General features: G+C 70.0%; 23 protein-coding genes. 9 read left to right on the top strand and 14 right to left on the bottom strand.

What is annotated here, in order from left to right:
• Window positions 1-45 precede the first annotated feature (45 nt).
• Window positions 46-666: an NADPH-dependent F420 reductase gene (locus tag QSV35_RS03920; protein WP_286286911.1), complete on the bottom strand. Its 621-nt coding sequence runs from the start codon at window positions 664-666 to the stop codon at window positions 46-48.
• 96 nt (window positions 667-762) lie between these two features.
• On the opposite strand from QSV35_RS03920, the gene QSV35_RS03915 reads away from it, so the two are divergent.
• On the top strand, window positions 763-1242 hold the full coding sequence (locus tag QSV35_RS03915) for a MarR family winged helix-turn-helix transcriptional regulator (protein ID WP_286286909.1): 480 nt from the start codon (window positions 763-765) through the stop codon (window positions 1240-1242).
• 55 nt (window positions 1243-1297) lie between these two features.
• Here the strand turns inward: QSV35_RS03915 and QSV35_RS03910 are convergent, their stop codons facing one another.
• Window positions 1298-2143 (bottom strand): SDR family oxidoreductase, encoded by an 846-nt coding sequence (locus QSV35_RS03910; RefSeq protein ID WP_286286907.1) that lies wholly within the window; start codon window positions 2141-2143, stop codon window positions 1298-1300.
• 94 nt (window positions 2144-2237) lie between these two features.
• Between QSV35_RS03910 and QSV35_RS03905 the strand changes: the two genes are divergently transcribed.
• From QSV35_RS03905 to QSV35_RS03890, 4 genes are all read left to right on the top strand, one after another.
• Window positions 2238-3215 (top strand): helix-turn-helix transcriptional regulator, encoded by a 978-nt coding sequence (locus QSV35_RS03905; RefSeq protein ID WP_286286905.1) that lies wholly within the window; start codon window positions 2238-2240, stop codon window positions 3213-3215.
• A 54-nt stretch (window positions 3216-3269) separates the two neighbouring features.
• On the top strand, window positions 3270-4739 hold the full coding sequence (locus tag QSV35_RS03900) for an MFS transporter (protein ID WP_286286904.1): 1470 nt from the start codon (window positions 3270-3272) through the stop codon (window positions 4737-4739).
• Between the two features lie 78 nt (window positions 4740-4817).
• Window positions 4818-6260, top strand: a complete 1443-nt coding sequence (locus QSV35_RS03895; protein WP_286286901.1) for a DUF1254 domain-containing protein — start codon at window positions 4818-4820, stop codon at window positions 6258-6260.
• A 47-nt stretch (window positions 6261-6307) separates the two neighbouring features.
• On the top strand, window positions 6308-7603 hold the full coding sequence (locus tag QSV35_RS03890) for a cation:proton antiporter domain-containing protein (protein ID WP_286286899.1): 1296 nt from the start codon (window positions 6308-6310) through the stop codon (window positions 7601-7603).
• Between the two features lie 102 nt (window positions 7604-7705).
• On the opposite strand, the gene QSV35_RS03885 is transcribed toward QSV35_RS03890, so the two are convergent.
• The 5 genes from QSV35_RS03885 to fabG form a co-directional block, all read right to left on the bottom strand.
• Window positions 7706-8941, bottom strand: coding sequence for an acyl-CoA dehydrogenase family protein (locus QSV35_RS03885; protein WP_286286897.1), 1236 nt, complete (start codon window positions 8939-8941; stop codon window positions 7706-7708).
• Between the two features lie 12 nt (window positions 8942-8953).
• Window positions 8954-9964 carry a phosphotransferase family protein gene (locus tag QSV35_RS03880; protein ID WP_286286895.1) on the bottom strand — a complete coding sequence of 337 codons (1011 nt, stop codon included), beginning with the start codon at window positions 9962-9964 and terminating at the stop codon, window positions 8954-8956.
• Entirely contained in the window at window positions 9957-10727 is a 771-nt protein-coding gene (locus QSV35_RS03875) for an SDR family oxidoreductase (protein ID WP_286286893.1), read from the bottom strand. The genes QSV35_RS03880 and QSV35_RS03875 overlap by 8 nt, the downstream gene beginning before the upstream one ends.
• A gap of 91 nt (window positions 10728-10818) precedes the next feature.
• A complete protein-coding gene (locus QSV35_RS03870) occupies window positions 10819-11274 on the bottom strand; it encodes a MaoC family dehydratase (RefSeq protein WP_286286891.1) in 456 nt (151 codons plus the stop codon).
• The gene (fabG, locus tag QSV35_RS03865) at window positions 11274-12032 is read right to left on the bottom strand and encodes a 3-oxoacyl-ACP reductase FabG (RefSeq protein WP_286286890.1); all 759 of its coding nucleotides are present in this window, start codon (window positions 12030-12032) and stop codon (window positions 11274-11276) included. Before fabG ends, QSV35_RS03870 begins: the two co-directional genes overlap by 1 nt.
• Window positions 12033-12132: 100 nt before the next feature.
• Between fabG and QSV35_RS03860 the strand changes: the two genes are divergently transcribed.
• Window positions 12133-12528, top strand: a complete 396-nt coding sequence (locus tag QSV35_RS03860) for a VOC family protein (RefSeq protein WP_286286887.1) — start codon at window positions 12133-12135, stop codon at window positions 12526-12528.
• Here the strand turns inward: QSV35_RS03860 and QSV35_RS03855 are convergent, their stop codons facing one another.
• The 3 genes from QSV35_RS03855 to QSV35_RS03845 all read right to left on the bottom strand — a co-directional run bounded on the left by QSV35_RS03855 (window position 12529) and on the right by QSV35_RS03845 (window position 14442).
• The gene (locus QSV35_RS03855) at window positions 12529-12897 is read right to left on the bottom strand and encodes a hypothetical protein (RefSeq protein ID WP_286286884.1); all 369 of its coding nucleotides are present in this window, start codon (window positions 12895-12897) and stop codon (window positions 12529-12531) included.
• A 44-nt stretch (window positions 12898-12941) separates the two neighbouring features.
• Window positions 12942-14075: a fatty acid desaturase family protein gene (locus tag QSV35_RS03850; protein WP_286286882.1), complete on the bottom strand. Its 1134-nt coding sequence runs from the start codon at window positions 14073-14075 to the stop codon at window positions 12942-12944.
• 163 nt (window positions 14076-14238) lie between these two features.
• Window positions 14239-14442, bottom strand: coding sequence for a cold-shock protein (locus QSV35_RS03845; RefSeq protein WP_286286881.1), 204 nt, complete (start codon window positions 14440-14442; stop codon window positions 14239-14241).
• Window positions 14443-14610: 168 nt separating this feature from the next.
• Here QSV35_RS03845 and QSV35_RS03840 point away from each other — a divergent pair, with 168 nt between their 5' ends.
• Complete coding sequence (locus tag QSV35_RS03840; RefSeq protein ID WP_286286879.1) at window positions 14611-14883, top strand: hypothetical protein; 273 nt, start codon at window positions 14611-14613, stop codon at window positions 14881-14883.
• Window positions 14884-15006: 123 nt separating this feature from the next.
• Here QSV35_RS03840 and QSV35_RS03835 read toward each other — a convergent pair whose 3' ends face one another.
• Together QSV35_RS03835 and QSV35_RS03830 are read right to left on the bottom strand one after the other, a co-directional pair.
• Window positions 15007-15765 carry a phosphatase PAP2 family protein gene (locus QSV35_RS03835; RefSeq protein WP_286286872.1) on the bottom strand — a complete coding sequence of 253 codons (759 nt, stop codon included), beginning with the start codon at window positions 15763-15765 and terminating at the stop codon, window positions 15007-15009.
• Between the two features lie 77 nt (window positions 15766-15842).
• Entirely contained in the window at window positions 15843-16505 is a 663-nt protein-coding gene (locus tag QSV35_RS03830; protein ID WP_286286870.1) for a cation diffusion facilitator family transporter, read from the bottom strand.
• A gap of 89 nt (window positions 16506-16594) precedes the next feature.
• On the opposite strand from QSV35_RS03830, the gene QSV35_RS03825 reads away from it, so the two are divergent.
• Together QSV35_RS03825 and QSV35_RS03820 are read left to right on the top strand one after the other, a co-directional pair.
• Complete coding sequence (locus QSV35_RS03825) at window positions 16595-17263, top strand: response regulator transcription factor (protein WP_286286869.1); 669 nt, start codon at window positions 16595-16597, stop codon at window positions 17261-17263.
• Complete coding sequence (locus QSV35_RS03820) at window positions 17260-18237, top strand: sensor histidine kinase (protein WP_286286867.1); 978 nt, start codon at window positions 17260-17262, stop codon at window positions 18235-18237. The genes QSV35_RS03825 and QSV35_RS03820 overlap by 4 nt, the downstream gene beginning before the upstream one ends.
• A gap of 170 nt (window positions 18238-18407) precedes the next feature.
• On the opposite strand, the gene QSV35_RS03815 is transcribed toward QSV35_RS03820, so the two are convergent.
• Together QSV35_RS03815 and QSV35_RS03810 are read right to left on the bottom strand one after the other, a co-directional pair.
• Complete coding sequence (locus QSV35_RS03815) at window positions 18408-18959, bottom strand: FMN-binding protein (protein WP_286286866.1); 552 nt, start codon at window positions 18957-18959, stop codon at window positions 18408-18410.
• A gap of 13 nt (window positions 18960-18972) precedes the next feature.
• Complete coding sequence (locus QSV35_RS03810) at window positions 18973-20379, bottom strand: ferredoxin reductase family protein (RefSeq protein ID WP_286286864.1); 1407 nt, start codon at window positions 20377-20379, stop codon at window positions 18973-18975.
• Window positions 20380-20390 lie beyond the last annotated feature (11 nt).

Here is a 20390-nt window from a genome sequence, read left to right as displayed (position 1 = left end):
GCCCCGGCATCCCATCCGGAATGCCGGGGCCGTCGATACGCAGCGTCAGGAGACGACGGCGAACCCGCCCGTCCATGCGACCTGCTCGCGCACCGCGAGCACCATCTGCAGGAAGCCGAGAGCCTCGAGCTCGCGGGCGCGCTTGAGCGAGCCGGCATCCGCCACGGCCACGCCGCCCGCCTCGACGAAGCCGCGCACGAGCGCCTTGGCCTCGTCGTCGTCGCCGGCGAGGATCACGCGCGTCGGGACGTCGCCGAGTTCGCCGGTGGCGAGGGATGCGGCGAAGTTCGTGTTGAACGCCTTCACGATCTTCGAGCCCGGAAGGAGGGCGGCGAGCTCTGCCGCGGCCGAGCCGTCTGCCGGCACGACCAGCCCGTCGAACGTCTCGAAGTCCACGGGGTTGGAGATGTCCACGACGACCTTGCCGTCGAGCTGTGCGCCGTAGGTCGCGGCGAGCTCCGCGAGTGCGGGGTACGGGACAGCGAGGACGACGACGTCGCCGGTCAGCGCGTCGCCGGTCGTCGCGGCCGTGCCGCCGATCTGCGCCGCGAGCTGCGCGGCGCGCTCGTCACGGCCGACGATCTGCACATCCGCGCCGCCCTTCGCAGCGATTCCTGCGATGGCCGAACCCATGTTCCCTGCTCCGATGACGGTGACCTTGCTCATGCGTCCTCACTCCTTCAAAGTTTGTTGTTGAGGCAACTACATGCTTCAAGCGAGTTGCCGCGGAAACTATTCCCGATCTCCTGAGACAATGTGGACATGTCGTACCAGGTCCCCCGGATGGATGCGGCCCAGTCCCGCGCGTGGCTCGCGATCGTCGGCACCGCCGAGCTCCTCCCGGCCGCGCTCGACGCCCAGCTGCAGGCCGATGCGCAGCTGACTCACTTCGAGTTCATGGTCCTGACGACCCTCCGCCGCTCCGGCGCGACGCGGATGACGCGCCTCGCCGCCGCGACGAACGCGACGCTCCCGCGCCTCTCGAAGGTCGTCTCGCGCATGGAGGCACGCGGCCTTGTCGAGCGCGCCAGCGGGGATGCCGACGGCCGCGCCGTCTCCGTCTCCCTCACGGGCGACGGGCGCCGCGCGCTCGTGCGCGCGACGCCCGGGCACCTCGACTACGTCCGCAAGCTCGTGATCGACCGGCTGACTCCGGAGCAGCTGGAGGCCGTCGCGTCCGCCCTCGAGCCGGTCGTCGAGGCCCTCGACCCCCAGCATCGCTTCGGGCCCGCGGCATCCTGACTCGGCCCGCCGAGGCAGCGATCACGAGGCGGGCCGCACCGAACGCTGCCGGGGATCACGCCGCACCGAAGTCCGCGCGGTGATCCCGCGCCCACTGCGCGAGCGTGCGGCCCGGGCGGCCGGTGAGCGGAGTCACCGGACGGACGCGGTCGGGCGTCGTGAGGGTGTCGCTCCAATAGTCGAGGAGCATCGTCATGATCGGCTGCGGGATGAACGCGGACGTCTCGGCGCGGAACTCGTCGGCGGAGATGTCGACGAGCTCGATCGGGCGGCCGATCGCCGCGGCGATCGCCGCGACCTGGTCCGCGCGGGTGAGCGCCCCGGGACCCGTCATCGCGATGGCGTGACCGACCCACTCCTCCGAGCGGAGCGCGGCGGCGGCCGCATCCGCGACGTCCGCCTCGTGGATGGGCGCCTGCGCGGACTGCACATAGGGCGCGCGGACCGGGAAGCCGTTCGAGATCGGATACGCCCACGACAGCAGGTTGTTCGCGAACGTGCCCGGGCGCAGGATCGTCCAGCGATCCGTGCGCGACGTCACCGCTGCCTCGACCGCCGCGTGGTGCACCTGGCTGGCCGACCCGTGATCGCGCGGGAACTCCTCGGCCGCGGCGAGCGACGAGAGCACGACGAACCGGTCCACACCCGCGGCCACCGCCGCCTCCATGAAGGTGTCCGTCGCATCCGACGGGAAGACGAAGGCGCGGTCGACGCCGGCGAAGACGTCGTCGTCGAGGCTGCTCGCGTCGGCGAGATCGGCGGCGACGACGTCGACGCCGGAAGGAAGCGCGGCCTTCTCCGGGTCGCGGCTGACCGCGCGCACGTCCTCGCCCGCGGCGAGGAGCACTGCAACGAGGTGGCGGCCGACGGCGCCCGTCGCGCCCGTGATGAGGATGGTCATTTCGCACCTTCTCCTTTGGTGGTTTCCCTTGCGAACAACACTCTCCTCGTTGATCAGGTCAGATCCTGTCCTGATTGGCGGGAGAATTGGAGACATGTCCGAGATCTCTCCGACGAGCCGTGCTCTGCACCTTCTCGAGCTGCTGCAGGCGCGGCGCTTCTGGCCGGGCCCGGAGCTCGCCGACCGGCTCGGAGTCACCGAGCGCACGCTCCGCCGAGACGTCGAGCGGCTGCGCACACTCGGGTATCACGTGGCCGCGCGCCGCGGTCCCGAAGGCGGCTACGAGCTGGCGACCGGCGGTGAGCTCCCCCCGCTCGTGTTCACTCCCGATGAGGCTCTCGCGCTGGCAGCGGCCGCCGCGTCCTCCGCCGCCGCAGGGTCGACCGGGGAGGTGACACTGACGGCCCTCGCCAAGCTCGAGCAGGTCATGCCGCAGGGGCCGCGCGGTCGCGTGCGCGCGCTCCGCGCCGCGGTCTCGCTTGGCGCGCCACCAGACGCCGCTCCCCTCGATGCGTCGGTCCTGGCGATGCTCGCGCTCGCCTGCCGTGACGGCGAGCGGATGCGGATCCGCTACGTGTCGGCGCCGTCGGTCTCAGGCGAGGGCGATGGCGAGGAGCGCACGCGCCGCGTCGAGCCGGCAGGCCTGGTCCCCCGGAACGGGCGCTGGTACCTCGTCTGCTGGGACGTCGAGCGGGAGGACTGGCGGCTGCTGCGGGTCGACCGCGTCCACCGCGCCGAGCCCACAGGCCTGCGCTTCCCGCCCCGCGCGGTGCCCGGCGGGGATGCGGCCGCGTTCGTCGCGGAGCGGATGCGGGCGCAGCCTGTGTTCGCGGCGACCATCCGGATCGCGGCGCCGATCGACGCCGTCACCCAGCGGATGGCCGGGTACGCGCGCGACTTCACGGCCGTCGCCGGTGACGCGGGAGCGACGGACTGGCGGATCGCCGACGTGCGGCTCGAGGTCCTCGCGGGGGCGCTGCTGTGGCTCGTATGGCCCTACCGGGTCCTCGATTCGCCGGAACTGTCTGCGCTCCTGGCCGATCGGGCGGCGCGGTTCGCCGCAGCATCCTGAACCGGAATCCCGTGAGCGGCCCGCATGTCCGCGGGCGGGTCTAGCGTGGCATTCATGACCGCTCGCGAGCAGCGACTGGTGCTGCTGATCGCCATCCTGGCGTCGTTCGTCTCGTTCCTCGACGGAACCGTGGTGAACGTCGCGCTCCCTGCCATCCAGCGAGAGCTCGGCGGCGGGCTCGTGACCCAGCAGTGGGTCGTCGACGCCTACTTCATCACGCTCGGCTCGCTGATCCTCGTCGCAGGGTCCCTCAGCGACGTGTTCGGCCGCATCGTCGTCCTGCGCGTCGGGCTCATCGGGTTCGCGATCACGTCGGTCGCGATCGCGGCTTCGCCCGACCCGCTGTTCCTCATCGTCTGCCGCGCCCTCCAGGGCATCGCCGGCGCGCTCCTGGTGCCGAGCTCCCTGGCCCTCATCACGTCGAACTTCCGCGGCCCTGCGCAGGCCCGCGCCATCGGCATCTGGACAGCCTCGACCACGGCGGCGATGCTCGTCGGCCCGGTGATGGGCGGCCTCTTCGTCGACTTCCTGTCGTGGCGACTCGTGTTCCTCATCAACGTCATCCCGATCGCCGTCACAATGTGGCTGCTCGCCGTCCTCCACCACAAGGACGTCCGGGAGCCGGGCGTCACGGTCGACTGGGCGGGCGCCGTGCTGTGCACGTTCGGCCTCGGCGGCACCGTCTTCGCGCTCATCGAGCAGGAACGCCTGGGATGGAGCAACCCTGCGATCTGGGGATCGATGGTCTTCGGCATCCTCTGCCTCATCGGCTTCATCGTCCGACAGGCCACCGCCCGCCAGCCGATGATGCCGCTGTCGCTCTTCAAGGTGCGCAACTTCTGGAGCGGCAACATCGCCACCCTCTTCATCTACGGCGCGCTCTCCCTGAACGGACTCGTGCTGACGGTCTACCTGCAGCAGGGCGCCGGGCTGTCGGCCACGCTCGCCGGGCTCAGCACCCTCCCCGCGACGATCATCATGATGGCGCTGAGCTCGCGCATCGGCACCCTCGCCGGCAAGTGGGGTCCGCGCATGTTCATGACCGTCGGCCCTGCGCTCATGGCGGGCGGCTACCTGCTGCTGCTCACCGTCAAGCCCGACTTCGACTACTGGACGCAGGTGCTGCCGTCGGTCCTCCTCACCGGATTCGGCCTCGTCATCACCGTCGCCCCGCTCACCTCGGCGATCCTCGGCTCGATCGACCCGCAGCGCGCCGGCATCGCTTCGGCGACGAACAACGCGGTGGCCCGCATCGCAGGACTCATCGGCGTCGCCCTCCTCGGGCTCATCTCCGGCGGCGTCCTCGACCTCACCGGCTTCCACCGCGTCGCGATCTTCACCGCAACCCTGATGGTCGCCGGCGCCGTCACGTCCTACCTCGGCATCCGCAATCCCGTGCACGCGGTCGAGGAGAGCCCGGTTCCCGGATCCCCCGCGCCGGGCGCGCCGGCGCCGGGCTCGCCCGCATCGAGCTCCCCCGCATCCGGCTCGGCCTCATCCGGCTCCCCTGCATCCGAGCACTGACACCGCCGCCGTCGCGGGCCCGCTGTCGTCGCACGGTGTCGATAGAGTGCGTCGTACAGGCAGAGAAGGGGATGCGCCATGGCGATCGAGGGGACTCCGGGAGCGGGACTGACGACAGAGCAGTTGGCGGCGGAGGTGACTCACCTGTCGACGCCGGATCTCCTGAAGACGCCGTTCGGCGATCTCGAGTTCTTCGACGGTGTCCCGAAGGCCGCGTCCGTGCAGACGATCTTCGACGCGCTCGATCTGCTGCGCGGCATCGATGCATTCCTCACAGCCGTGCCCGGAGCGTCCCTCGTAGCGATGCGGCGCGGTCTGCGCACCGTGGGGATCGACAGCCCCGAGAAGATCGGCTACACGGACCCGCGCGGGAACTCGGGCGGCCTCTTCCTCACCCCGAACACCGAGACCACTTATGGCACCGCCGTCCTCGACCTGAATGCCTGGGGACCGACGGTCATCGAGTCGCCGCCCGAGTCGATGTGCGTCATCGACGACTTCTGGTTCCGCTACGTCACCGACATGGGCATCCCCGGACCCGACAAGGGCGCGGGCGGCAAGTACCTCTTCCTCCCGCCCGGCTATGACGGCGAGCGACCCGACGGCTACTACACGTTCGAGTCGCCGACGTACTCGAACTGGGTCGTGCTGCGCGCGCTCGGGGGCGTCCCCGCCATGAAGCAGACGCGCATCTATCCCCTGTCAGAGGCGGACGCCCCGCGCGAGAACACCTTCATCAACATCGCGGACGTGCTGCAGAACACCGTGCACGCCAACGACTTCTCGTTCTTCGAGGAGATCGCCCAGCTCATCGAAGAGGAGCCCGTCAGCGCCCTCGACCCGGAGCGAGCCGGGACGCTCGCCGCGATCGGGCTCGAACACGGAAAGCCCTTCGCACCGGACGACCGGCTCCGTGCCATCCTCGACGACGCGGCCCGTATCGGCGCCGCGATCTCGCGCGCCCTCGTCTACAAGCCGCGTGACCCCGATGCCTTCTTCTGGGAGGGCGTCTCCTGGAAGAACGCGTTCGTCGGTGGCAGCTACGAGTTCCTGCGGAACGGCGCGCGCAACCTCGACGCGCGCACGCAGTTCCACTACTTCGCGACCGTGATCACGCCCGCGATGGCGCACGCGATCCCCGGTGCCGGTTCCGCTTACGCCTATACGGCGGAGGACGCCGACGGCCATGTGCTCGACGGATCCGAGACCTACTCGCTGCGCGTCCCCGCGAACCCGCCGGCCAAGAACTTCTGGTCCGTCGACTTGTATGACACGCAGACGCGCTCGCTGCTGCAGTCGACGATGTACCCGGCGCTCTCGAGCCTCTCCGGGACGATCCAGGCGGAGGAAGACGGCTCGTCCGTGCTCTGGTTCTCGCCGACCGCACCTGCGGGCAAGGAGTCGAACTGGATCCCCACGATCCCCGGCAAGTCGTGGTTCCCGATGCTGCGCCTGTACGGGCCGCTCGAGCCGTGGTTCGACGGATCGTGGCGCATCCCGGAGATCCAGAAGCAGAGCTGACGGAGACCCAAGGCCACCGAACGACCGACTGAGCCAGGGGGCAGCAGATGGCGGTCATCATCCTCGTCGGGTTCGCCGCGGTGGCCCTGTGGTCGCTCGTCGCCCACCGCTTCGAGCGCATCGGCATCGCCGGCCCTGCCGGTCTCGCGCTCCTCGGCGCGCTCGTCGTCCTCATCGACATCCCCGACTTCGTCAGCGCGATCGACGGCGAGGTCGCCCAGCACGTCGTCGAGCTGATCCTCGCCGTGCTCCTGTTCGTGGATGCGTCGGAGGTGCGCGGCGGTGTCTTCGGCCGGCAGGGCCGGTCGGTGCTGCGGCTCGTCCTCATCGCCCTGCCGCTGTCGCTCGCGCTCGTCGTGATCGTCAGCGGGTGGATGCTGCCGGCCGCCGACGTGTTCGTCCTCCTCGTGCTGGCGTGCGTCGTCATGCCCACCGACTTCTCGCCGGCGACCGCTCTGCTGCGCTCCCCGCGGATCCCGGCCCGCATCCGACAGATCCTGAACGTGGAGAGCGGCTACAACGACGGCCTGATCTCACCGGTGTTCGGGATGTCGCTCGCGATCGCGCTCGCGTTGCCGACGCTGCTGGAGGCCGCGAAGACCGGCAAGGACGTCACCGGGGCGAGCGAGGCGGAACTCGAGAAGAACGCCGAGGAGTTCATCCGTGCGTTCCTCGGGGCCGTGCCGTCGACGCTGTTCGCCATCCTGGTCGGCATCGCCGTAGGGGCCTTGTTCGGCTGGCTCACCCGGCTCGCGTCGGAGCGGGGGTGGGCGAACGCCTCTGGCATCCGCTACGTGATGCTCATCGTGCCGCTGCTCACGTACGGCATCGCGATCCTGCCGGTCATCGAGGCGAACGGGTTCGTCGCGGCGTTCGTGGCCGGCATCATGTTCCGGCTGCTGCGCACGCGACGGGGCACCGACCGGGCGATCGACCATGCCGAGCTCCTGCTCGTCGAGGAGGCCAGCACCGTCGCCGCCGACTTCGTGTGGTTCGTCCTCGGTGCCATGACGACCGCGGTGATCGTGAGCGGCATCGACTGGCCGGTGCTCCTCATCGCGCTCCTCGCTCTGACGCTGTTCCGCATGGTCCCGGTGTACCTCGCCATGCTGTGGTCGCCGATCGGATGGCGCGACCGCACGTACCTGGGCGCCCTGGGGCCGCGCGGAACCGCGTCGATCGTGTTCGGCCTGCTCGCCGTGAACCGCCTGCCGGACGCCGACGGCGACGTCGTGCTGCAGGCGATGGTGCTCACCGTCGTCGGCAGCATCGTCCTGCACGGCGTGGTCGCCCCGCTCGTGCTGCGGCGCTTCGCGCCGGTTGAGCGAGTCGAAACGGCCTGAGATCGGCTTGCGGCGTTTCGTCTCGTCGCTGGCGCTCCTCGCTCAACGACCACCACCGGTCGATGAGCGAGCGAAGCGAGACGAAACGCGGCGAGGGTCGGCTCAGCGCCCCGCGGCGCGCCTGTCGGCCTGACGCCGCAGCTCTTCGCGAGCCAACGAGTTCATGTGGACCTCGTCCGGGCCGTCGGCGAGCCGCAGTGTGCGGATCGCGGCGTACAGCTCGGCGAGCGGGAAGTCCTGCGACACCCCGCCGGCGCCGAACAGCTGGATCGCGTCATCCAGGATCCCCTGCACGACCCTCGGCGTCGCGATCTTGATCGCCTGGATCTCGGTGTGCGCGCCGCGGTTGCCGACGGTGTCCATGAGCCACGCGGTCTTCAGCACGAGCAGCCGTAGCTGCTCGACCTGCACGCGCGCGTCGGCGATCCAGGACCGCACGACGCCCTGCTCCGACAGCTTCCGACCGAAGGCCTCCCGGGAATCGGCGCGCTCGCACATCAGCTCGATCGCGCGTTCGGCGACCCCGATCGCCCGCATGCAGTGGTGGATGCGGCCGGGCCCCAATCGCGCCTGCGCGATGGCGAACCCCATCCCCTCCCCCGCGATGAGATTCGAGGTCGGCACCCGCACGTCGTCGAAGACGACCTCCGCGTGTCCGCCGTGCTCGTGGTCGTCGTAGCCGAGCACGTGCATGCCGCGCACCACCGCGACCCCGGGCGTCGTCCGCGGGACGAGGATCATCGACTGCTGCCGGTGGCGGTCGGCCGCCGCATCCGTCTTCCCCATCACGATGAAGATCTGCGCGTTCGGGTTCATCGCGCCGGTGATGTACCACTTATGGCCCGTGATCACGTAGTCGCCGCCGTCGCGGACGATCGACGTCTCGATGTTCGTGGCGTCCGACGACGCGACGTCGGGCTCGGTCATCGCGAACGCCGACCGGATCTCGCCGCGCAGCAGGGGCTCGAGCCAGCGAGCCTTCTGCGAGTCGGTGCCGAACTCGTTCAGCACCTCCATGTTCCCGGTGTCGGGTGCGGCGCAGTTGAAGACGGCCGGTGCGAGGTTCAGGACCCGGCCCGTGATCTCGGCGAGCGGCGCGTACTGCAGGTTCGTCAGCCCCGCACCCGCCGAACCCGGCAGGAACAGGTTCCACAGCCCCTGTGCACGGGCCTCGTCGCGCAGTTCGGCGAGGATCGGCACCGAGTCCCACGCCCACCGATTCTCGAGCGCGTCGATCTGGCCGCGGAACGCCTCCTCGGCGGGGAGGATGCGGGTGTCCACGAACTCGCGGACGCGCTCCTGCAGCGCGAGCGTCTGCGTGTCGAACTGGAAGTCCATGCGGGGTGCCTTTCAGTCGAGGGCGTCGAGCCCGGCCTGCAGCAGCGGATCGACGAGGTCGCCGATGCGATCGAAGCCCGGGCCGACGGTCTGGCCGTGCTGATAGCGATAGTGAATGCCCTCGAGGATCCCGGTGAGCTTGAACGCCGCCAGCCCGAGGTAGAACCCGAAGCGGGACAGATCGCGATCGGACCGCGACGCGTACCGCTCGACGATCTCCGCCTCGGTGAGGAATCCCGGCGCGAGGTTCGCGTCGGCGACGATCGCCCCCGCTGCCGCCGCCATCCGCCCGTAGACGAGCATCAGGGCGAGGTCGGTGAGCGGGTCGCCGAGCGTCGCCATCTCCCAGTCGATGACCGCCGCGGGCCGGTCGGCGGCATCGACCAGCACATTGTCCAGCCGGAAGTCGCCGTGCACGATCCCGACGGCACCATCCGGCGGCACATCGGCCGACAGACGCCGGTACAGCTCGTCCGCCGCGGGAAGGTCGCGCGTGTGCGAGGAATCCAGCTGCTTCTTCCACCGCTCCACCTGCCGGCCGAGGAACCCCTCGGGCCGTCCGAAGTCACCGAGCCCCACCGCATCCGGAACCACCGCGTGCAGGTCCGCCATCGTGTCGACCATGCGCGTCGAGATGGTGCGCGTGCGATCGGCGCCGAGCGCCTCCAGCTGCGCCGCGCGGGTGAAGGCCGTGCCGTCGATCCGCTCCATCACATAGAACGGCGCCCCGATCACCTCAGGGTCGTCGCAGAACGCGAACATGTGCGGCACCGGCACCGCGCTTCCCTGCAGCGCCGACATCACCCGATACTCGCGACCCATGTCATGCGCCGTCGCCAGCACATGCCCGAGCGGCGGGCGCCGTACGATCCAGCGGCTCGTCCCGTCGGTCACGTCGTACGTGAGGTTCGACTTGCCGCCCGCGATGACGGATGCGGTCACCTCGCCGCCCGCTCCGGGCACCGCTGAGACGAGCCACGCGCCGAAGCGATCGAGGTCGAGCCCGGGAACCGGCTCAGCCATGTGCGGTCCCGAGCGTCTCGGCGCTGCTGAGCGTCGCACCACCGTCGATGATGAGCGTCTGCCCCGTCATCCATCCGGCGTCATCCGACAGCAGGAAGGCCACGACGCTGCCGACGTCGTCCGGGACGCCGAGCCGCTTCAACGGATACGCGCTCGCGACCTGCTCCTCGCGGCCCTCGTACAGCGCGCGGGCGAACTGCGTCTTCACGACGGCTGGTGCGACCGCGTTGACACGGATCTTCGGCCCGAGCTCCACCGCCAGCTCCTCGGTGAGGTGCACGAGCGCCGCCTTGCTCACCCCGTACATCGCGATCATCGGCGCCGCGCGCACGGCCGCGACCGAGGCGATGTTCACGATCGATCCGCCGTGCTCGCCCATCCACGCCGCCGCGAGCTTCTGCACCCACGAAAGCGCCGCGATCACGTTCACGTCGAGGATCTTCCGCGCGATGCCGAGGTCGAGCTCCATGAGCGGCCCGTACGCCGGGTTGATGCCCGTGTTGTTCACCATGAGGTCGGCGCTGCCGAACTCCGCGAGCGCGGTCGCGATCACCTCGTCCTGGTGCGCCAGGTCATCCGCCTTGCCGGCGACGAACCGGGCGCGCGGGCCCAGGGCGGCCGCCGCATCCCGCAGTGCTTCTTCTCCGCGCGCCGTGATGACGACGTTCGCGCCCTCCGCGACCAAGCGCTGCGCGACGGCGAATCCGATGCCGCGGCTCGCGCCGGTGACGATCGCGGTCTTCCCCTCGAGACGTCCGGACATCCGACTCCTTCGTCGTCCTGGGCCTGGCGTCATCGCCGGACCGTTCGTGACTCAAGGATGCCGCACCGTGCGGCATCCCGAAGACCACACTTCAGGCGGGCACGAGGAGGGCGAGCGCCTCCGCGACGCACGCGGGCTTCGCTGAGCCCTCCAGCTCGATCGTGACCGACACCGTCGCCATGACACCGCGGTCCGTCCGCTCGGCTGCGACGAGCACGATGTGGCCGCGCACCCGCGAGCCGACCGGCACCGCCGCCGGGAACCGCACCTTGTTCATTCCGTAGTTGATCCCCATCGAGATGCCGTCGACGCTGTACACCTCCCGCATGAGCATCGGCAGCAGCGACAGCGTCATGAAACCGTGCTGGATCGTCCCGCCGAACGGGCCCGCCTTGGCGCGCTCGACGTCGAGGTGGATCCACTGGTGATCGTCCGTCGCATCCGCGAACAGCTGCACGGACTCCTGCGTGACCGTGTGCCACTCGCTGAAGCCGAGGTCCTCCCCCGCCGCTGCGACGACGTCGTCGAGACCCGCGAAGACGCGCATCAGTCCCTCGGCCCGCCGGCGACGTAGATGACCTGGCCGCTGACGAAGCCCGCGTCTTGGCTGCACAGGAAGGATGCGGTCGCCGCGATGTCCTCCGGCTGCCCCACCCGCTGCACGGGGATCTCCTTCGCCGCCGCCTCGAGGAACTGGTCGAACGGGATGCCGACGCGCTCGGCGGTCGCAGCGGTCATGTCGGTCTGGATGAAGCCGGGGGCGATCGCGTTCGCGGTGACGCCGTAGCGGCCGAGCTCGATCGCGAGCGTCTTGGCGAGCCCCTGCATGCCGGCCTTCGCCGCGGCGTAGTTCGCCTGGCCGCGGTTGCCGAGCGCCGACGTGCTCGAGAGATTCACGATGCGGCCGAAGGCGGCGTCCTTCATGTGCGCCTGGCACGCGCGCGACATCAGGAACGCGCCGCGCAGGTGCACGCTCATCACAGCGTCCCAGTCGTCGACCGTCATCTTGAAGATGAGGTTGTCGCGGATGATCCCCGCGTTGTTGACGAGGATCGTGGGCGCGCCGAGCTCGGCGGCGACGCGTGCGACCGCGGAGGTCACGGCATCCTCGTCGGCGACGTCGCACCCCACCGCGAGCGCCGTGCCGCCCTCCGCGGCGATGCGGTCAGCGGTCGCCTGACACGCTGCCTCCTCGAGGTCGAGGACGGCCACTCGAAGGCCATCGCGTGCGAAGCGCAGGGCGATCGCGGCGCCGATGCCGCGGGCAGCTCCCGTGACGATCGCCGTGCGGGTCTCGTTGGTCATGGGTGTCCTTCCGGGAAGCGTCAGCGAGGGTGTCCAGCGCGACGATACCCCCTCGCGCCAAGGGGTGGACGGGCTCCGGGTCGCAAGGGATGCTGGGACCATGACCGCATTCCAGACCTCCGGCGTGTTCAGCGGCTTCAGCGTCGACGACATCGAAGCCGCCCGCACCTTCTACGGCGAGACCCTCGGCTTGGAGGTGTCGACGAACCCGATGGGCATGCTCGACATCCGCCTCCCGCAGGGCGGCTCGATCCTCGTGTACCCGAAGCCGAACCACACTCCCGCGAGCTTCACGATCCTGAACTTCCCGGTCGCCGACGTGGAGGCCGCCGTCGACGAGCTCAACGCGCGCGGCGTCGTCACGAAGATCTACACCGACCCCGACTTCGGCACGGACGCCAAGGGGATCGTCCACGGCGGCCCCGATCGCGGCCCCGACATCGCATGGTTCACCGACCCGGCCGGCAACGTCCTCTCGGTCCTCTCCGCCGGCTGATCAGGGGTGCGCCGGCTCACGCGCAGGGAAGAACGCGCGCACCGGCAGCAGCAGACCGACGAGCGACAGGACGATGAACACGACCTGGTGGATGTGGTCCTTGCCGGGCGGAGGGCCCGCGACGAGGTGGATCGCCCAGAACACCGGGTAGATCCAGAACGCGAACCACGCCCAGCGCTCGCGGCTGCGGTACGGTCCGATCGCGATGAGCGCTCCGAAGAGCCCGAAGCCGATCGACGCGAGCCCGTCAGCGCGGTAGACGAGTTCGTCGGCGCCCATCGGCACGATCGCGATCACGAGGCCGAAGACGAGGATGCCGAGGCTCACGACGAGCAGGCAGATCCATCCGATCCGCAGCAGCCAGCGCATCCGGCCACCATACGCCGCACGCGTGCCTCCGGCACCCCCTGCGTTCAGGCCCGCCGGTACTGAGCGGTGACGGGGCAGTCGAAGGGGTCGCGCGCCGCAAGCCCGACGCGGTTCAGGTAGTCGATCACGATCGCATACGAACGCCCCAGCGACGTCTCGGTGTACGGCACGTCGTTCACGGCGCAGTAGTCGCGGACGATCTCCCGCGCCTTCGCGAGATGCGGTCGCGCCATGCTCGGGAAGAGGTGGTGCTCCACCTGATAGTTGAGGCCGCCCATGAGCCAGGTCGCCCACCAGCCGCCGCGGATGTTCCGAGAGGTCCTGACCTGCTTCGAGAAGAAGTCGAGCTTCGCGTCCGGCGCGATGATGGCCATGCCCTTGTGGTTCGGAGCGAACGAGGCACCCATGTACACGCCGAAGATCGCGGACATGACGCCGACGAAGGCGAATGCCATCCCGAGCGGGAGGAACAGGAAGACCGGCGTCAGCACCAGGGCGAAACGCAGGGTCAGCATCCCGAGCTCCGCCCAGCGGCCCTTGACGGGCTCCCGGCGGACCAGGTGGCGGATGCTCAGGAAGTGGAGGTTGAACCCCTCGAGCGTGAGGAGCGGGAAGAAGAGCCACCCCTGCTTGCGGGTGATGAGACGACGCAGACCGCGAGCCTGAGCGGCGTCCTCATCCAGGAACGAGATGGTGTCGACCTCGATGTCCGGGTCCTTCCCGACCCGGTTGGGATTCGCGTGGTGGCGGCTGTGCTTGGAGTCCCACCAGGAGTAGCTCATGCCGACGATGGCGCCGAGCACCCGCGCGAGGCGATCGTTCGCCGGTCCGGTCACCAGGATCTGACGATGGGCGGCCTCATGCGCGAGGAACGCCACCTGGGTGAAGAGGATGCCGAGCGCCCCGGCGATGAGCAGCTGGAACCAGCTCTCGCCCAGCAGGATGAAGCCGGTGATGGCGCCGCCGAACGCGACGGCGAGCGCCGCGCCCACGAGCCAGTAGAACCACGGTGTGCGCCGCAGGAGGCCCGTCTCTCGCACGACTTCCGAGACGTGGGTGTAGGCGCGGGTGATCGGCGGGAAGTCCTCCGCCCGCGCGTAGGTCTGCCGGACGGGTCCGAGCCGAGAAGGTGCGATCGCGGGTGTCGAGGAGATGATCGGCGCCTTTGCATTGGCCATCCGCGAGAGGGATGGGGTGAAGCCACAGGCGGATGCCGATTGCTTCCCGCCCACGCTACGTCAGCGTTCATGCCCCAACCTGAATAGACGACCGGCATGCGCTGGGAAAGACAGAGCGGGCCGGCGGGCCGAAGCCCACCGACCCGCCCAGGTCAGCGCTCGCTCAGAGCGGGCGGATGTTCGCCGCCTGCGGGCCCTTCTGACCCTGCTCAGCGTCGTACTCGACCTTCTGGTTCTCCTCGAGGTTGCGGTGACCGGAGCCCTGGATCGCGCTGAAGTGCGCGAACAGGTCGGCCGAGCCGTCATCGGGAGCGATGAAACCGTAACCCTTGTCGGAGTTGAACCATTTGACGGTGCCAGTGGCCATGACGTCATTCCTTCGTTGTCTGGGACCACGGGAGTGATCCGTGATACCGCGGCGGCGGCGCCGTCGCGGAGTGCGGGTGCGGGATGCGGAGGCTTCCGCGGCCCAGGGGTCGGCATCCGCCTCGAGCGCGGCGCGCGCGGCGGCGAGCGAGGACCATCGACCGAGTCGATGCCCGACGGAGCCGAAGACGAGGAAGCCGAGATCGTCATCCGCGACGACGTGGCCGGCGAATTCGCCGTCGCGCGTGGCGACGTGCACATCGTCGGCGGCTTGGAGCCAGCGGAGGACGGGAGGCGGGGGGACAGCAGGTACGGAAAGAGAGATGAGAAGCCGATCGGATGGGTGACCTGGCCGCCATCGGCATGGTCACGATATGGAGAGACGGGGCGCACGCTGATCGTGGATCAGGCGCCGGGGACTGCGGTCGTCGCGGAGACATGACAGGACCGGAAGTCGCAGATGTACGTGAACACGCTATCACGACGCTATGTGCCACTTCATGCGTCCGGACTCTGCCGCCCTCGCCGGGTGTCGATCATCCCCCCGGAATGCCGCCCGTGTCGACTACGCCGTGACGGCTCTCGCCGACTGCCGCCCCGGGATCGGCCCGAGTCGATCGATGACGGGCAGCCACCGCAGGATCGGCATCCCGATGAGATTCCAGACTCCGGCGAAGAACACCGCCGCGGTGGCGGCGACGAGCACCGACCCGATGACGTCGGTCAGGTAGTGACCGCTGACGTACAACCGCGCGGCGCCCATGATGAGAACCGCCGCGACGCCGCCGACGATCGTCGGGACCTCCCACCGGGCGCGGCGGGCGAGCACCCAGCACGCGATCGCGTACGACGCGATGAACGTCGTATGGCCGCTCGGGAAGCTGTCGTGGCCGATCTCGGCGAGGAGCGGATGGTCGAGCAGCGCGCCGTTCGGGCGCGGCTCGGCGACGACGAGTTTGAACAGCTCGGAACTCAGCCAGCAGAAGGCGGCGAGGCCTGTGAACGCGAACGCGTTGACGGGAGCGCGGCGCACGAACAGCAGGAAGAGGAACGACAGCGCGAGCAGGACGACCGCACCGGCCGGCGAGAAGATCGTCGAGAGACCGATGCCGACCGCGTTCAGGAACGGCTGCTGGATGTCGGTGAGCCCCTCGTCGAGGGCGAGCTCCGCAGGCAGGACGCCGGGAGTGAGCTTCACGGCGAAGCCCAGCGCGAGGATGGCGACCGTGCCGATGAGGCTGACGAGGAGCCAATGCTGCGGAGCCGGGAGCCGGGAGAGCCGGGTACGGGGGTCGGCGGCGAGCGAGCGGCGGGTCGAAGTCACGAGGACCACCGTCTCACGCCGGGTTGAGCGCATCCTGGATGCGGCGCCCCCATCCGCCGGCCGGCTGCCGGCATCCCTCAGTCGTCGTCGAAGTCGACGTCCTTGCCGCGGAGAGCGGCGATCGCTTTGACGAGCAGCTGGACCGCGGCGATCGCGATGAGCGCGGACACGGCGAGCGCGAGCACGGGATCCAGCCAGTAGAAGCCGTTCGTGACGAGGATGACGGCGCCTGCGACGGCGATCGCGGCAGCGGATGCGGCATCCGCGAGCGCATCGATCAGGACTGACCGCATGTGCAGATCCTCGTCGGCGGCCGACCTTCCGAGGACGACGGCGCCGACGAGCATCACCACCATCGTGATGACGGCGACGATCACGACCGGAAGGCCCTCGACCGGCGGCGACCCCTCCAGCAGGCGCGCCACAGCCTCCGCGACGACGGTCGCCGTCACGATGAGCAGGAACACGGCATTGATCAGGGCCACGATGGCGATCGGGCGGTTCGCGTGCGGATGATCGGGGTCGCGGTCGCGCAACCGGATGGCGATGAGCCCGAGGACGAGTCCGACGCAGTCGGCGATGGTGTCGCCCGCCGCCGCGAGGACGCTGACCGAGTTCGCGACGACTCCGGCGACCACGAGCCCGACGATGAGCGCCGCATTGAGACACAGGACGATGAGGATGCGTCGTCGCTGGCTCCAGCGCGGGGTCGGCGGCTGCGCATCCTTCTCGTCGGTCACCGGTCCATCCTGCCGGACCCGGGCATTGCGACATTCCTGGGCGCCGTCTTAGATCGCAGGTGATGTCATGGGCGCGAGGAGGTGTGCGGATGAGCGAGGCGCTGCCGGCGCTGCTGTACGTCGAGGACGACGCGGACATCGCCGAGATGACGATCGAGGCGCTCTCCGACGCGTACCGGATCGACCATGTCGCCGACGGCGAGGTCGCCCTGCAATGGGCGCTGCGCAACCGGTACGACGTCATGGTCGTCGACCGCCGGCTGCCGGGCCGCGACGGTGCGAGCCTCGTCGAAGCGATCCGCACGGCCCGGATCACGACGCCGATCTTGATGCTCACCGCGCTCGGCAATGTCCCGGACCGCGTCGAAGGACTGGATGCGGGCGCCAACGACTACCTCACGAAGCCGTTCGACTTCGACGAGCTGCTCGCGCGACTGCGCGCGCTGCGTCGCGGATTCCAGGCCGAAGGACGCCGGCGCGAGGTCGGCGAGTGGATCTTCGTGCCCGATTCCCAGGCGGTGCACTCGCCATCCGGCCTGCGTGTGACGCTCACGGCGACCGAGAACGCGCTGTTGGAGCTGCTGTCCGCGAGCCCCGAGCGCGTGTTCAGCCGCGAGGAGATCATGCAGGTCGTGTTCACCACGGCGGACGGTGTGGGCGCCGTCGACACGTACGTGCACTACATCCGCCGCAAGACGACGCCCGAGATGATCGAGACCGTGCGGGGCCGCGGATATCGGCTGGGGATGCCCTCGTGAGCGACTCCCCCGACGAGCGGCGCGTGCGCAGATCCGCAGGGCAGATCGCGCTGTGGACCGGGATCGCGTCGGCGGTCGTGCTGGCTGTGGGGGTCGGCATCCTCGTCGCCGTCATCCTCCTGACCGCACGTCCGGAAGGTGGACCCGACCCGGACGACCCGCGCGGCACCAACCCCGATCACATCGTCGTGGACGTCGACCGCGTCCTGCCGTGGGTCGTGCTGCTCGGCATCGTCGGGGTCGTGCTGCTGGGCCTCGTGGCGTGGCTGGCGGCGCGCCAGGCGGTGCGCCCGCTCGGGGAGGCCCTGCGGGTGCAGCGGAACTTCCTCGCCGACGCGAGCCACGAACTGCGCACGCCGCTGACCGCGCTGACGAGCCGCGTGCAGATCCTGCAGCGCCGCCATGCGCGCGGGGAGCCGATCGACGACACCATCCAACGACTGCGACGGGATGCCTCCGCGATGGACGACATCCTCACGGAGCTGCTGCTCGCCGCGCAGGACGACCACGCCCCCGCGAGCGCGGAGCCCGCCGACGTGCACGCCGCGATCGCCGCGGCCGTCGACACCGTGCGCCCCATCGCCGACGAGGCGGGCGTCGCGCTCGAGCACGCGGCGGCCGGAGCGCCCCACGTCGCGGTGCCTGCGGTCACGCTGACCCGCCTGTGCGTCGCGCTCCTCGACAACGCGGTGCAGCACTCACCTGCCGGGGCCACGGTCGTCGTGACCGCGGAGCGCGACGGGCGCTCGGTCGAGATCCGCGTCGCCGATCAGGGGCCGGGCGTCGCGGCGGAGGATCGCGACCGCGTGTTCGAGCGGTTCGCGCGGGGCGCGGACACGGGACGCCGCCGCGGTTTCGGCCTCGGTCTCGCCCTCGTCCGCGATGTCGCGAACCGCTATGACGGGACGGTGGCGATCGACTCGACGTCGGCGGAGGGGACGACGTTCCTGCTGTCACTGCCCGCCGCGCGCTGATCAGTGCAGGCGCCGCGGCGCCCGCACCCACGCCGCATCCCGCTCGGCCGGCGAACCAGGGGGCTGCGGTCGAGACCAGGTGCTCCACCCCCGGTCTCGACGCGAACCCCCGGTCTCGACGTCATGGCTCCGTCGCGCGGGGGACGGGCGCGCCGCGGGCACGCGGCGGCTCAGGCGTGCGCCGCGTCGATCGCGCTCTGGAGCGACTGCACGTAGCCCTGGCTCGTGTACGTCGCGCCGGAGACCATGTCGATCTGCGCGCTCTGCGCCTGGACGGTCTCGGATACGAGCTGCGGGAGCGCGTACGAGTTGATCTCCTGGTCGCGTCCGCCGCTGTCCGGATACCGCGGAACGTCGACCTTCGTGATGATGCCGCTCGCAACGGTGATCTTCACCTGCACAGGCCCGTACGGGGTGTCCGTCGACTGCCCGGTGAACGTGCCGTTCTTCAGGCCGCTGGTCGTGGTGGTCGTGCCTGAAGAGCCGGACGTCCCCGTCGAGCCCGAAGAGCCGGAGGAACCGGCCGAGCCCGAGGAACCGGATGCCGCAGACGCAGACGGGGATGCGGCGGCCGTCGGAGCCGCGGCAGGCGCCGTCGTCGTCTTAGGGACGGTGCCGCTCGAGACGGGCGCTGCGATGGTCTGGTCGAGGGAGGTGCGGTAGCTGAAGAGCAGGACGACGCCGGCGACGGTGGCGAGGATGCTCCAGACGATCTTCTTCATGTCGGCTCCCGGTTCAGATGTCGAACGATTCGCTGTGGATGCGGTCGGACCGCACGCCCGCGGCGCGCAGGTCCTGGTCGACGCTGCGCATCCAGGGCACCGCACCGCAGAGGTACACGTCGTAGGACTCCAGGTCCGGAGCGATATGGCGGAGCAGTTCGACGCCGCCCCACGCCTGATGCGAGGCGGGAAGCCACGTCGATCCGTGCTGTGCGCGGCGCCCGTGCAATGAGTAGTGCACCAGTCCACGGGTCGACACGAGCCGCGTGATCTCACGCCCGCGGATCGTGTGCGCGTCCGTGTGGTCGCGCGTGACGAGGATGGCCTCGCCCGGCGCATACTGCTCGGACTCGAGGATCGCCACGAGCGGTGCGACACCGGCGCCCGCGCCCAGCATGAGGAGCCTCGGACCCTGCCGCGTCTCTCCGGTCATCCCGCCGTACGGACCCTCGATCAGCACACGGGTGCCGGGATGCAGCCGGCTCAGCCGGTTCGTCCCGTCGCCGATGCGGCGGGCCGAGATGACGAGCTCGTCGCCGGTCGGAGCAGCCGACAGGGAGAACGGGTGCCCGCGCGACCAGCCGGGGCCGTCGAGGAACCGCCAGATGAAGAACTGGCCGGGAAGGGCCCGGAGCCGGTGCACCGCGCGTCCCCGCATCCGCACCGCCACGCCGTCGCGACCGTCGCGCTCGACGGCGACGACCCGCAGCTGGTGTCGGAGGCTGCGCAGCAGCGGCACCGTCACCCGGAACCACAGGACGCACGCCGCGGTCACGGCCCACAGCGTCCACCAGTACACGGTCGCCGGCGTCGAGCCGACGAAGTCGCCGCCGGTCCACAGCATGTGCGGGATGGCGAGGCCGACGCCGAGGTACCCGTACAGGTGCAGCAGGTGCCACGACTCGTACCGCATCTTGGCGCGGCGGCGGCGCGTCGAGGTCACCACGATCATGATGAGGAGGATCGTGCCGGCGGTGGCCAGCAGCATCCCCGGGTAGTCCCACACGAAGTTCCACGCCTGCACGAACACGTTGATGTTCGCTGTGATCGCGTAGCCGATCGTGATCAGCACGATGTGCGCGACCAGAAGCCAGAACGACCAGAAGCCGACGAGGCGATGCATCCGCGTCATCCCGTCGCGCCCGAAGCCACGCTCGAAGATCGGCACCCGCGCCATGAGCAGCACCTGGTACAGCAGGAGATTGGCGGAGACGAGCCCCGTCAGCCGGCCCAGGGTCGTCACCGTGTAGCCGTTCATCGCGAACAGGTCCTGCACACCCGCGCCGTGCACCCACAGCACGAGGACCGCGAGGCTCGTCGCCCAGATCACCGCGACGGCCGCCAGATTCCAGGCGCGGCGCGCACCGCCCCGACGCTCGGGAAGCAGGTCGGGGAGGGACGCGGATGCCAGCGAAGCCATACCGAGATCGT

This window comes from Microbacterium candidum (assembly GCF_030315975.1).
Taxonomy (GTDB): Bacteria; Actinomycetota; Actinomycetes; order Actinomycetales; family Microbacteriaceae; genus Microbacterium; species Microbacterium candidum.
Note: the sequence above shows the minus strand (reverse complement) of the source record. Positions and strands in the feature narration are given on the sequence as shown.